The following is a 12,115-nucleotide window of genomic DNA, read 5'->3' as shown; positions in this document are numbered from 1 at the left end:
GGCTCGGGCAAGATGGACGGGGCTGCGCCGTCAGCAGTCCGCTGAGAGGACGCCCATGCGCATCGTCATCGCCCCCGACAAGTTCAAGGGCACGCTGACCGCGCGAGAGGCGGCGGATGCCATGGCCCTGGCCGTGCGCGACCGATGGCCCGGCGCCGAGATCGCGATCGTGCCGATGGCCGACGGCGGAGACGGAACACTCGACGCGCTCGGCGGGGCCAACGTGCACGACGAGGTGACCGGACCGCTCGGTGAACCCGTGCACGCGGCCTGGCGCCTCGACGGTCGAGCCGCCGTGATCGAGTCGGCAGCGGCATCCGGACTCGTCCTCGCTGGCGGAGCGGAGGCCAACGACCCCTGGGGTGCGACGACACGGGGCGTCGGCGAGCTCATCGGGCTCGCGCTCGACTCGGGGTCGATCCGCATCGTGGTGGGCACGGGCGGCGTGGCCGCGACCGACGGCGGACGCGGGGCGATCGAGGCGCTCGGCGACCACGTGCCGTTCGCTCCCGGTCAGGTGACGGTGCTCACCGACACGACCACCACGTTCGTGCACGCGGCCGAGGTGTTCGGTCCGCAGAAGGGCGCGGACGCCGAACTCGTCGAGCGCTTGACGGAGAGATTGCGGGCGGATGCCGCGGACTGGGCCGAGCGCTTCGGGCTCGACGTCTCGGTCGTGCCGAGGTCGGGGGCCGCCGGTGGCCTCTCGGGCGCCCTTCTCGCGGCCGGCGCCGAGGTCGTCGACGGTGCGGCCTTCGTCGCGGATGCCCTCGAACTGAGCGAAGCGCTCGCCGAGTCGGACCTCGCCCTCACCGGGGAGGGGGCCTTCGATGCCACGAGCATCGCGGGCAAGGGGCCGGGGCACGTGCTCTCGGTCGCCGCGCGCCACCGGGTGCCCGCGGTCGTCATCGCGGGTGTCGTCGCCCCGGACGCCGTCGGCTCGCGCGTCTTCTCGATGAGCGAGGTCGTGGGCGTCGAACGGTCGCTCGCCGACGCCGCCGACGCGCTGCGCGTCACGACGACGCAGGCCCTCTGGCAGCTCGACCTCTGAGGCTGAGCCTGATCGGCCCGGCCCGGACCTGGCTGACGGAATCCGGGCATGAATCGGTGCGCCTCGACCCTCACCGGAATCGGAGACGCATCACAGAATCGGATGCCGCAGCCGAAACCATCCGATTCCGGCGCGACTCTCCGATCCCGTTGCGTCTGCGCGGCGTCAGGCCGTCTTCGCGATGCGCACCCGGATGTCCTTCATCAGCGGCTGGTCGCTCTGGCGGCTGTAGTCGTCGGGGCCGAGCAGCACGTTCATCTCGGGGAAGTACCCGGCGGCGCTGCCGCGCGGGGTGTCGTACTCCAGCGCACGGAACGCCGTGACGCTGCGCACCGAGCCGTCGCGCGAGGTGGCCACGATGTCGACGAGGTCGCCCTCGGCGATGCCGCGCTCCTTCATGTCGCGCCGGTTCATGAAGACGAGCTCGCGGATGTTGCGCACGCCGCGGTAGCGGTCGTCGGCCGAGTAGATGGTGGTGTTCCACTGATCGTGCGAGCGCATGGTCTGCAGCACCAGCACGTCGGCCTCTTCGGGGATGACGTTCGGCAGCTCGGCGTGCGAGAACTCGGCCTTGCCCGACGGCGTCTGGAAGTCGCGCTCGCGTGCCGGCTGCGGGATGCGGAAGCCGTAGGGCTGGCGCACCATCTGGTTGAAGCCCTCGAAGCCGGGCAGCGCCTTGGCCATCGTGTCGCGGATGCGGTCGTAGTCGCCGACGTACCACTCCCACGGCGTCGCCGACTCGGGCATGCTCGCGCGGGCGATGCGCGCGATGATCTCGGGCTCGCTCAGCAGGTGCGGGGAGGCGGGCTTGCGAGAGCCGAGCGAGAGCATGACGGAGCTCATGGCATCCTCGGTCGAGATCGACTGTGGCCCGGACTCCTGCTCATCGCGCTCGGTGCGGCCGAGGCACGGGAGGATCAGCGCCGCCTTGCCGTGGGTGAGGTGGCTGCGGTTGAGCTTCGTGCTCACGTGCGCGGTCAGCTCGCAGCGTCCCATGCCCTCGGCGGTGAGCTTGGTGTCGGGAGCGGCCCGCACGAAGTTGCCGCCCATGCCGAGGAAGACCTTGAGGTCGCCGCGGTGCAACGCCGCGACCGTGTGCACGGTGTCGAGGCCGGGCTCGCGGGGCGAGGTGATGCCGCAGACCTCGTCGAGCTTGGCGAGCCAGTCCTCGGTGGGCTTGTGGTTGATGCCGCACGTGCGGTTGCCCTGCACGTTGCTGTGGCCGCGCACGGGCGAGGGGCCGGTGCCCTTGCGCCCCACGTTTCCGCGCAGCAGCAGCAGATTGACGATCTCGCGCACGGTGTCGACGCCGTGCTGGTGCTGGCTGACGCCGAGGCACCAGCTGATGACGCAGCGCTCGGAGGCGAGGTACACCGACGCCGCCCCGCGGATCTCGGCCTCGGTCAGGCCCGCCTGCTCGACGAGTTCGGTCCACGTCGTCGCCTCGACCATCGCGCGGTACTCGTCGAGCCCGCTCGTGTACTGGTCGAGGAACGCCTGATCGATCGCGGTGGGGTCGGTCGCCGAGGCCTCGAAGACCACCTTGGCCATGCCGCGGATGAGCGCGAGGTCGCCGCCGGGGCGCACTTGCAGGTTCATCGTGCTGGTCGGGGTGGAGTGGAAGGTCGCCATGTCGACGATCTCGTGCGGCACGATCGTGCGGGTGCCGGCGACCTCGCGCAGCGGGTTCACGTGCACGACCTGAGCGCCGCGGTCGATCGCCTCGGCGAGGCTGGTGAGCATGCGCGGGGCGTTCGAGGCCGCGTTGACGCCGAGGATGAACAGCGCGTCGGCGTTCTCCCAGTCCTCGAGGTCTGCGGTGCCCTTGCCCGTGGCGAGGGATGCCGTGAGCCCGCGGCCCGAGCCCTCGTGGCACATGTTCGAGCAGTCGGGGAGGTTGTTCGTCCCGAGCTCGCGCGCGAACAGCTGGTAGAGGAAGGAGGCCTCGTTGCTGAGGCGCCCCGACGTGTAGAAGGCGGCCTGATCGGGGGATTCCAGCGCGGTGAGGTGCTGCGCGATCATGCGGAACGCGTCGTTCCACGAGATCGGCACGTAGTGGTCGGTGTCGGCGTCGTAGACCATCGGACCGACGAGGCGACCGGCGTCTTCGAGCTCGAAGTCGCTCCACTGCGACAGCTCGCTCACGGAGTGCTCGGCGAAGAACTCTTTGCCGACCCGCTTGTGCGTCATCTCCCACGTGACGTGCTTGATGCCGTTCTCGCAGATGTCGAGGGTCACGCCCTTGTCGTCGGGCCAGGCGCACCCGGGGCAGTCGAAACCGCTCTTCGGGTGGTTCATCGTGAACATCGCCTTGGTGCCCGCGATCGGCTGGCGCTGTTCGTAGAGCACCTTACCGACGGTGAGGGCGGCGCCCCAGCCTGCGGCCGGGTGCTCGTAGGGACCGGTGCTCGACCAGTCGCCATCGACCTGCGGGCCGAGGCCCCCCTGGCGCGGCTCTTCGGTCATCAGTCCGAACGACTCACCCATTTCAGTCCCTCCGATGGTCGTGGCGCCGGGCCCATGGCATCCGGTCGTCGTCAGCGTACGCTCGCGAGGTCGGTCGTCGCGGGGGTTGTGGACGGCGCGATGATGCGATCCGTCCGCGTGTACAGATTCATGCTGTTGCCCCGCACGAAAGCGGCGAGGGTGAGACCCGCGCGCTCGGCGAGCTCGATCGCGAGCGACGACGGCGCCGAGACGGCGGAGAGCATCGGGATGCCGGCCATCACGGCCTTCTGCACGAGCTCGAAGCTCACGCGGCCCGACACCTGCAGCACGGTGCCGCGCAGCGGCAGACGATCGTTCAACAGCGCCCAGCCGACCACCTTGTCGACCGCGTTGTGGCGTCCCACGTCTTCGCGGGCGACGAGCAGCTCGCCGGTGGTGACGTCGAAGAGCGCCGCGCCGTGGAGTCCACCGGTCTTGTCGAAGGTCTTCTGCTGCTCGCGCAGGCGATCGGGGAAGGCGGCGACGTCGTGGGCCGAGACCCGGGTGCCGTCGGAGGCGACGTCGTAGCTCGACACCTTCTCGACGGCCTCGATCGACGCCGTGCCGCACACCCCGCACGAGCTCGTCGTGTAGAAGGAGCGCGCGATGTCGGGGGAGGGCAGCTCCACTCCCGCTGCGAGGGTCAGGTCGAGCACGTTGTAGGTGTTGCCGTCGGCGCCGCCGGTTCCGGGCCCCCCGCAGTGGATCGCGCGCGCGAACTGGTCGCCACGGCTGATGACGCCCTCCGAGACGAGGAACCCGGCGGCGAGTTCGACGTCGTGACCGGGCGTGCGCATGGTCACCGACAGGGGGGTGCCGGCGACGCGGATCTCGAGCGGTTCCTCCACCGCCACGGCATCCGGTCTCTGCCTGTTCACGCCGTCGAGGGTGAGACGCGTGACGCGACGGGAGGCGGTGAGACGGCCCATGTCAGGACCGGACCGCGAGCGAGATGGGGGGCATGGGTCGAGCGTACGCCCGCGTTCGGGCCCCACGGTCGGCGGAAAGGCCGTCGATTCCGCGCAATTCCGCGGCGCGGAGCAGCAGGCGGTGGGACCGCGCTCATCCTCGGAATCCTGCGGGATTCGGCCTTTCCCATTCTGCCGAATACAGATTCTTCGAGATATTTCAAGAGCGGCGTGACGATTCCCCCACCTACTACGTCTTAGTCATGTAGGCCGAAGCGCCACCCCGGAGCACCCGGGTCAAGACATCGAAAGGCACGGACATGGCTACCGACACCACCACCACCCCCGCTGCGCAGAACGTCCCCCAGGCGGCGTCGCGCGTGAACCGCCCCCTCGGCGGACGCGGCCCGGAGGCCCACACCGAAGGCAAGACCACGATCGCCGAAGGCGTCGTCGCCAAGGTCGCCGGCATCGCGGCCCGCGAGGTCACCGGCGTGTACGCCCTCGGTGGCGGCGGAGCCCGCGCCCTCGGCGCCATCCGCGACGCCATGAACGCCACCGACCTGACGCAGGGCGTCAAGGTCGAGGTGGGCGAGACCCAGGCCGCCGCCGACGTCACCATCGTCGTCGAGTACGGCGCCCCCATCCAGGAGGTCGCCGACCAGGTGCGCGCCCGCGTCGCCGGAGCGATCAACCGTCTCGTCGGCCTCGAGGTCGTCGAGGTCAACGTCGACGTGAACGACGTCCACATCCCGGGCGACGAGAACAACGACGCCGAGTCCGAGAAGCGCGTCCAGTGAGCGTCAGCACGAAGGGCGCCCTCGCCGGCCTGGTGCTGGCCCTCAGCGCCCTGATCTTCGGCTTCTGGGGATTCATCCTCGTCGCCCTGTTCATGGCGATCGGTGTGGTCGTCGCCCGCATGACCGCGGGTGAGATCGACGTCCGCAACGTCGTCAACGCTTTCAAGGGTCGGAGCACATCGTGACCACCGTCACCGCTTCCCCCGGGGTCGGCAACCGCACCACGGTTGCCGGCCCCGGCCTCCCCGCCGGTCGGGTGAACATCGCCGACCGCGTGCTGCAGAAGACGGCCGAGCGGGCCGCCGCCGACATCGTCGGTGTGGATGCCAAGAACGTCCACGTCGAGATCGTCTCGTCCCGCGACTCCGCCGTGGTGCGCGTGTCGACGGCCTTCCCCGTCCCACGCCTCGACGACACCGAGGCCGTCCGCGCCGCGACCCCCGTGCTCGACGCAGCACGCGCGGCTCAGGGCGAACTGCGAACGCGTCTGACCCGGCTGTTCGGCCGTGAGGTCTCGCGCGTCGACATGACGATCACGGGCGCCAGCGCCCCCCAGCGAAAGCGAGTGCTGTGATGAGCGATAGCGTGCTCCGCACCGTCGTGCGCCGCGAGACCCACTCCCCGCGCACCGCGGCCATGCTCATCGTGGTCGTGCTGCTGCTGCTCGCGTTGGCCTACGCCGCGGTCGAGATCATCCTCCACCTCGTGGGAGCCCAGCCGCTGCTGGTCGGTCCCGGCGAGGCCCTGAACGCCCTCGTGGCGGCCCCGACCGCGCTCATGCCGGTCGCCTTCATCGTCGCCGGCGTCGTGCTGGCCATCCTCGGTCTGATCGTGCTGATCCTCGCTCTGAAGCCCGGGCGCCTCTCGCGCCACGAGATGGAGTGGGGCGACCGTGCCGTCGTCGTCGACAACGGCGTTGTAGCATCCGCCGTCGCCCAGCACCTCAGCAACGAGTCGGGCATCGCCCGTGACGACATCGTCGTGGGCGTCGCCCACCGCTCGGTCGACGTGACGGTTCGTCCCCCGGTCGGCATCCCGGTCGATGAGGCGCAGCTGCGCCGCATCGTCGACGAGGAGGTCGCCGCCTACAAGCTCACCCCCGCCGTGCGCACGCATCTGCGCGTCGAGCGCCCCGACACCAAGGAGTCCCGATGAATGCCACGCGTCGCGGTCTGAACCGCTTCGTCCTCTTCGTGGTCGCCCTCGTGCTGCTGGCACTCGCGGCCCTGGCGCTGCTCGTCGGCCTCGCGCCCGGCGGCGCCGACACCTGGACCACCGTCATGGGCGGGTTCCAGGGTTGGCTCGAGTCGCTCGGACGCGAGTCTGCCGGCTGGGGCGCCGTCGCCGCCTTCGTGGTGATCGCGATCGTGCTCATCGCCTCGTCCGCCGTCCGCGGACGCCGCCAGGCGCCCCTGCAGTCCACCGGCAGCGCCGGCGCCGAGGGTCGCATCACCGTCACCGACGGGTTCGCGTCGGAGGCGCTGAAGAACGCGCTCGCCGAGCGCGACGAGATCCTGTCGTCGCGTGTCAGCGCCGGAGAGATCCAGCACGAGTCCGTGCTGCACGTCGCGGTCACCCCGCGACAGAACACCTCGCCGCGTCAGGTGGCCGAGCACGTCGACACGCTCGTGACGAACCTCGCCGCCCTCACCGGACAGAACCTGCGCGCCTACATCTCGATCCACTCGGGCCTGCGCGCCAAGCTCGCGCGCGACAACACCCGCGTGCACTGACACCCCACGAGGAGACGTCATGACCACTATCGATGCGACCATCGACCCGCCCGATCTCGAGGCGGCGGCAACGCTCGCGGCGACCGCCGCCGGTTCCGTTCCGGGCGTGCACGCGCTGGGCAGCCTGCTCGGACGCGCGTCCGACGCCGTCCGCGAGCGCGTCGGCCTCGCCCGCACCGCCCCGGGCGTGAAGATCGACACCGACCGCGCTGACGGCGTCACCGCGACCATCTCGCTGGTCGTCGACTACCCGCACAAGCTGCGCGAGGTGTCGGACGAGGTCCGCCGGGCCGTTCGCACCGCGCTCGAGCCGCTGGGCCGCGGTCGGGTCGACGTCGACGTCGTGGTGACGGGCGTCTTCGGACCGTTCGACCGCGATGTCGTGGCCGAGGCCGAAGAACGGGCGGATGCCGTCGCCGCCCGCGCCTCGGAAGTGGCCGATGACGCGAAGGCCAAGGCGAGGGACGTCGCGGATCGCGCGTCGGCCGTGGCCGATGACGCGAAGGCCAGGGCGTCGGAAGCGGCCGATGACGTGCGTGCACGGTCGAAGGACCTCGCGGCCAGCGCGTCGGAGACCATCGACACCGCCGTGTCGAAGACGAAGGACGTCGCGGCCGGAGCCGCCGCCGCCGTGAACGAGACGGTCCGCCAAGCGCGCGAGCGCGTGGCTGCGGCTGACGCGGAGTCGGACATCGCGGCCGCGGACCGCGTGACGGAGGGTCTCGAGCCCGAGCGCACCACGCCGGCGGCCGACGACCGCGGAGACGTGAGCGACGTCGTCGCGGAAGCCCTCGAGGACGCCGCGATCGACATCGCGATCGCCGCCGACGAGGTGCGCGCCGACGACAAGACCCCCGCGACCGACAGCGTGCAGTCAGTGGTCGAGGACGAGCGTCCGCGCCCCTGAGCCGCATCCGCTGGACCCCAAGGCCCCGCTTCGGCGGGGCCTTCGGTCTGTCCGCTGACCGCACCGCGTGCACAACTCCTGAATTCTGCGGGGACCAGGGGTGCGGGACGCCGGAATTCGGCGGGAGTGTGCGCGCGGGGCGGCCGTTCTTCCGGAGTTGTGCACGCGACGGGGCGGGCGCGGGGCTTCGCCCGCCCCGTGCGCGTCGCGCTACTTCGCCGTCGCGTTGTCGTACGCCCGCTGCGCGGCCTGTTGCGCGTCGGCCAGGGCCTGCTCGGTCGTCTTGTCGCCGAGGAGGACCGCGGTGATCGCGTTGTTGAGCTCGTTCTGGATGTCCTGCCCGGCGGGCGACGAACCGAAGGACTTCCCGCTCTCGACCACGTCGTAGTACGTCGAGATCACCTGATCGAAGCCGCTGTCGCCGGTCGGCACCACGAACTGATCGCGGATCTTCGCGTCGGCCTCGGGCGAACCGGTGAACAGGCCGGTGTTGAGCCCGCCCTTGCTCTCGATCGTCGCGGCGCGCGCGGCGCCGGCCGCCATCCAGGCGTCGGTCGAGGTGAGGTCGGTCATCCAGGCGCAGGCCGCCGCGGGGTTCTTCGCCCCCACGGGGATCGCGAACGCGGTGCCCGATGCGAGCGAGAACGGCTGCCCTTCTGCATCGCGGAACGGGACCGCCTGCAGCGAGACCTGGTCGCGGTAGGCGCCGAGCACGTTCGGGTACCACTGGTTGGCCACCTGCGCGCCGACCTGGTTCTTCACGAACTGGTTGGCGTCGCCGAACGTGTCGAAGGAGTCGGTGAAGCTCTTCACCGCCGCATAGCCGCCCTGGGCGTCGGTGATCTGCTTCAGCGCGTCGATACCCGCCGCGTTGGCGGGATCGTCGAGGGTCGGCTTGCCCTCGGCATCCGTCAGCTGTCCGCCCATGCCGAGAACCCAGAGTCCGCCCTGTCCCGTCGCGACGGGATCGAAGCCGAGACGCGACGGGGTGCCGCCGGAGGCTTGGTAGATCTTGCGGACAGCGGCGAGCAGTCCGTCCATCTTCGAGGTGTCGAACTCAGCGGGGGTGACCCCGGCCTCGTTCAGCACGTTCATGTTCAGCAGGATCGCGGGCGGCTGGTAGAACTGCGACACCGCGTAGACGCCGCCGTCGTAGGTCACGTCGTCGACGACGTTCTGGTACCAGCGCTCGTTCGGGGTGACGCCTTCGGCCTCGAAGCACGCGTCGAGGGGGATCAGCAAACCCTGCGCGGCGTAGGTGGTGACGTAGCGGCGGTCCATCTGCACCACGTCGGGGACGTCGCCGCTCGCGATGCGGGTCGTGAACTTCTGGGCGTCGAAGGCCGTGGCATCCAGGGTCACCTCGACGTCGGGGAGTTGGTCGGCGGCGTAGTCGAGGCGCGATTGCCCCACGTCATCCGCGTTCTCGAAGCCCCACGCGGCGAGAGCGCCCGTCGGTGCGGCGGAGAAGTCGACGTCGGCGGCGGGGTCGTCGGAGCCCGCGCTGCACGAGGTGAGGGCGATGGCGGATGCCGCGACGACCGCGGCGCCGGCGAGGGAGCGCTTTCGCATGATGTGTCCTTTCGAGAGGGGGGAGTGTCAGCCTTTGCGGCCCTGGGTCGCGACGCCCTCGATGAAGTAGCGCTGACCGAAGGCGAAGATGATCAGCATTGGGAGGGTCACCAGCAGCGAAGCGACCATCACGTACTGGTAGTCGCCCTGGCCGCCCGCGCTGGGGCTGTATTTCGTCATGGCGTAGGCGATGCCCAGCGGCGCGGTGAACTCCTCGACGCTGCCGGCGTTGAGGTAGATGAGCGCGGCCTGGAGGTTGTTCCAGCTCGCCTGGAACTCGAACAGGAACACGATGATGAACGACGGGATCGACAGCGGCATCGCGATGCGCCAGAACAGGCCCCAGGCGCTGGCACCGTCGAGCCGCGCCGCCTCGAACAACTCCCGGGGGACACCGAGGAAGAACTGCCTCTGCAGGAAGATGTAGAAGGCCGAGCCAAAGAGATTCATGCCCCACAGCGGCACCCAGGTGCCGAGCAGCCCGGTCTCCTTCCAGATCAGGTAGATCGGGATCATCGTGACCGCACCGGGCAGCATCATCGTCGCGAGCACGAGCCCGAACAGCAGCCCGCGGCCGGGAAAGCGGAAGTACGCGAAGCCGAAAGCGACGATCGAGCTCATCACCGCGACGGTCGTCGCCGCCAGCAGGGCGATCGCGACGCTGTTGAACATCCAGCTGAGCAGCGGGAGCTGGGTCCACACCTCGGCGTAGTTGCCCGGGGTGAAGGTCTTCGGGATCAGGGCGTTGTCGAACACCTCGCCGCGCGGCTTGAGGCTCGCCGCGAGCAGCCACGCGAAGGGGTAGAGGAACAGCAGCGCGAAGACGACCAGCACCGCCGCGAGGACCACGCGGCCCGCCAGGGTCTTGGGCTGCTTCAGCGCACGGCGCCATCGCGGCGTCCTCGTGACGGATGCCGCCAGCTCGGGCCGGGCCTGAGCGACGCCCGGGGTCTGCAGGGTGTCGGCCATCAGCGGTCCCCCTCGTAGTAGACGAAGCGGTTGCCGAGGCGCACCTGCACGATCGTGATGAGCAGGATGATCACGAACAGCAGCCACGCCATCGCCGCAGCGAAGCCGAAGTTGAACTGCCGGAACGCCTGCTGGAAGAGGTAGATCGCGTAGAAGAGCGATGCTTCGGGCGAGGCGTTGCTCTGGTCGCGCCAGAACAGCAGGTAGGCCTGGTCGAACACCTGGAAGGCCGCGATCGTCAGCACGATGACGTTGAAGAACATCGCGCCCGAAATCATCGGCAGAGTGATGGAGAAGAAGCGGCGGACGGGACCTGCGCCGTCGATCTGCGCGACCTCGTAGAGGTCGACGGGCACGTTCTTGATGGCCGCGAGGAAGATGACCATGGTGCCGCTGACGGTCCACAGTGCCATCAGGACGATGCTCGGCTTCACCCACGCCGGGTCGACGAGCCACTGCGGACCGGGGATGCCGACGGCTCGGAGCGCCTGATTGATCGCGCCGGAATTGCCGTTCAGCAGCAGGAAGAACACCGCGGCGGTGGCGACCGCCGGCGTCATCTTCGGCAGGTAGTAGAGCGTGCGGAAGATGCCGGCCCCGCGGCCGACCCGGCTCAGCAGCAACGCGAGGACCAGGGCGAAGGCGATCTCGAGCGGCACCGCCATGACGGCGTAGAACAGCGTGTTGCCGAGCGAGACGGCGACCCGCGGATCTTCGAACAGTTGAGAGTAGTTCGTGACGCCGACCGGTCGGGCGGCCCCCGTCGCGAGGTTGTAGCTCGAGAACGAGATGACGAGGCTGTAGATCATCGCCCCCGCCGTGAAGACGAGGAACCCGATGATCCAGGGCGAGATGAACAGGTAGCCGGCGATCGCCTCGCGGCGGTTGTACTTCACCTTCTGCCGCGGAGGGCGGCGTTTCGTGAGGGGAGTGCGAGGCCGGGCGGGGGAGACCGTCACCGGAAGGACCGGTCGGCGGCGGTGATCTCGATGCTCATGGGGTCTCCTCTCGCGCGCGCCCTCGTCGTCGAGAAGCGCTTCGCCAGGGTCGAGAAGCCGCGAGAAGAGGTCCAGGGCGTTGCCAAGGGCGGCCGAACGTGGGATAAAGGCCGGTTCAGCGCGCGTCGAGTGCGCGCAGGTAGCGCTCGGTCATCCACGCCTGCACGCGACGACCGAGGGGAGCACCGATGCGGGTGAACCAGCGGCCGGGCGCCGAGAAGGCGGCGATCTCGAACACCACCTCGTCGTCCGGCCGAAGCGTCAGCGTGAAGCGTTCCTCCCCGCGCTCCGGGTGACCCGGCAGCGTTCCATAGGCGAAACCCGCGACCGTGGCCGAGCGCTCGGCCCACACGACCAGGCAGGGGATCCGGAAGCTCAGGATGCCGAGACCCAGGCGCATCGTGACGCGTGTGCCCACGCGCATCGGCGTCTCCGACAGCGCCACCCGCGCCCCCGCGCGTCGCTGCGCCTCACCCGCCAACAGCAGGTCGGCCGCGCGCTCGAAGTCCGCGCGACCGCGGCCGATCACGCGCCGCGCGCGCACGTGGTGGTAGCCCGCGGGCATCGTGCCGCCCGTCGCGCCGACCTCGGCGTACGTCAGGCCGTCCATGCGATCACGGTAGGGCAGCGGCATCCGGATGCCGTCGGGCTTGCGCGTCGGTCGGAGCGCCGTCGCGGTCGGGTGAGGGG

At 70.0% G+C, this 12,115-nt stretch carries 13 protein-coding genes; 7 read left to right on the top strand and 6 right to left on the bottom strand.

Annotated features, from left to right (window positions below):
- Positions 1–55: 55 nt before the first annotated feature.
- Positions 56–1,051, top strand: a complete 996-nt coding sequence (locus ABXS86_RS09965; RefSeq protein WP_353664332.1) for a glycerate kinase — start codon at positions 56–58, stop codon at positions 1,049–1,051.
- Positions 1,052–1,216: 165 nt separating this feature from the next.
- Here the strand turns inward: ABXS86_RS09965 and ABXS86_RS09960 are convergent, their stop codons facing one another.
- Together ABXS86_RS09960 and fdhD are read right to left on the bottom strand one after the other, a co-directional pair.
- Complete coding sequence (locus ABXS86_RS09960) at positions 1,217–3,538, bottom strand: FdhF/YdeP family oxidoreductase (protein ID WP_353664331.1); 2,322 nt, start codon at positions 3,536–3,538, stop codon at positions 1,217–1,219.
- A gap of 50 nt (positions 3,539–3,588) precedes the next feature.
- Positions 3,589–4,467 carry a formate dehydrogenase accessory sulfurtransferase FdhD gene (fdhD, locus tag ABXS86_RS09955; RefSeq protein ID WP_353664330.1) on the bottom strand — a complete coding sequence of 293 codons (879 nt, stop codon included), beginning with the start codon at positions 4,465–4,467 and terminating at the stop codon, positions 3,589–3,591.
- Between the two features lie 299 nt (positions 4,468–4,766).
- Between fdhD and ABXS86_RS09950 the strand changes: the two genes are divergently transcribed.
- From ABXS86_RS09950 to ABXS86_RS09925, 6 genes are read left to right on the top strand one after another with little or no spacing between them, the layout of a single operon-like run.
- Positions 4,767–5,246, top strand: a complete 480-nt coding sequence (locus ABXS86_RS09950; RefSeq protein WP_144830734.1) for an Asp23/Gls24 family envelope stress response protein — start codon at positions 4,767–4,769, stop codon at positions 5,244–5,246.
- Complete coding sequence (locus tag ABXS86_RS09945) at positions 5,243–5,431, top strand: DUF2273 domain-containing protein (protein WP_144830731.1); 189 nt, start codon at positions 5,243–5,245, stop codon at positions 5,429–5,431. The genes ABXS86_RS09950 and ABXS86_RS09945 overlap by 4 nt, the downstream gene beginning before the upstream one ends.
- Entirely contained in the window at positions 5,428–5,820 is a 393-nt protein-coding gene (locus tag ABXS86_RS09940) for a hypothetical protein (protein ID WP_307207694.1), read from the top strand. Before ABXS86_RS09945 ends, ABXS86_RS09940 begins: the two co-directional genes overlap by 4 nt.
- Before the next feature lie 11 nt (positions 5,821–5,831).
- Complete coding sequence (locus ABXS86_RS09935; RefSeq protein WP_353664329.1) at positions 5,832–6,401, top strand: DNA/RNA endonuclease G; 570 nt, start codon at positions 5,832–5,834, stop codon at positions 6,399–6,401.
- Complete coding sequence (locus tag ABXS86_RS09930) at positions 6,398–6,979, top strand: hypothetical protein (RefSeq protein WP_353664328.1); 582 nt, start codon at positions 6,398–6,400, stop codon at positions 6,977–6,979. Before ABXS86_RS09935 ends, ABXS86_RS09930 begins: the two co-directional genes overlap by 4 nt.
- A 19-nt stretch (positions 6,980–6,998) precedes the next feature.
- On the top strand, positions 6,999–7,886 hold the full coding sequence (locus ABXS86_RS09925; RefSeq protein WP_307207700.1) for an Asp23/Gls24 family envelope stress response protein: 888 nt from the start codon (positions 6,999–7,001) through the stop codon (positions 7,884–7,886).
- A 210-nt stretch (positions 7,887–8,096) separates the two neighbouring features.
- On the opposite strand, the gene ABXS86_RS09920 is transcribed toward ABXS86_RS09925, so the two are convergent.
- From ABXS86_RS09920 to ABXS86_RS09905, 4 genes are all read right to left on the bottom strand, one after another.
- Positions 8,097–9,458 (bottom strand): ABC transporter substrate-binding protein, encoded by a 1,362-nt coding sequence (locus tag ABXS86_RS09920; protein ID WP_353664327.1) that lies wholly within the window; start codon positions 9,456–9,458, stop codon positions 8,097–8,099.
- 27 nt (positions 9,459–9,485) lie between these two features.
- A complete protein-coding gene (locus tag ABXS86_RS09915; protein ID WP_307207703.1) occupies positions 9,486–10,427 on the bottom strand; it encodes a carbohydrate ABC transporter permease in 942 nt (313 codons plus the stop codon).
- Entirely contained in the window at positions 10,427–11,386 is a 960-nt protein-coding gene (locus ABXS86_RS09910) for a carbohydrate ABC transporter permease (RefSeq protein WP_373459117.1), read from the bottom strand. Before ABXS86_RS09910 ends, ABXS86_RS09915 begins: the two co-directional genes overlap by 1 nt.
- A 154-nt stretch (positions 11,387–11,540) precedes the next feature.
- Complete coding sequence (locus ABXS86_RS09905) at positions 11,541–12,035, bottom strand: DUF1990 family protein (protein ID WP_307207709.1); 495 nt, start codon at positions 12,033–12,035, stop codon at positions 11,541–11,543.
- Positions 12,036–12,115 lie beyond the last annotated feature (80 nt).

The sequence above is a fragment of the Microbacterium sp. che218 genome, assembly GCF_040436305.1.
Lineage (GTDB): Bacteria > Actinomycetota > Actinomycetes > Actinomycetales > Microbacteriaceae > Microbacterium > Microbacterium algihabitans.
The sequence above is the reverse complement of the archived record's forward strand: the minus strand, read 5'-3'. Positions and strand labels throughout refer to the sequence as shown.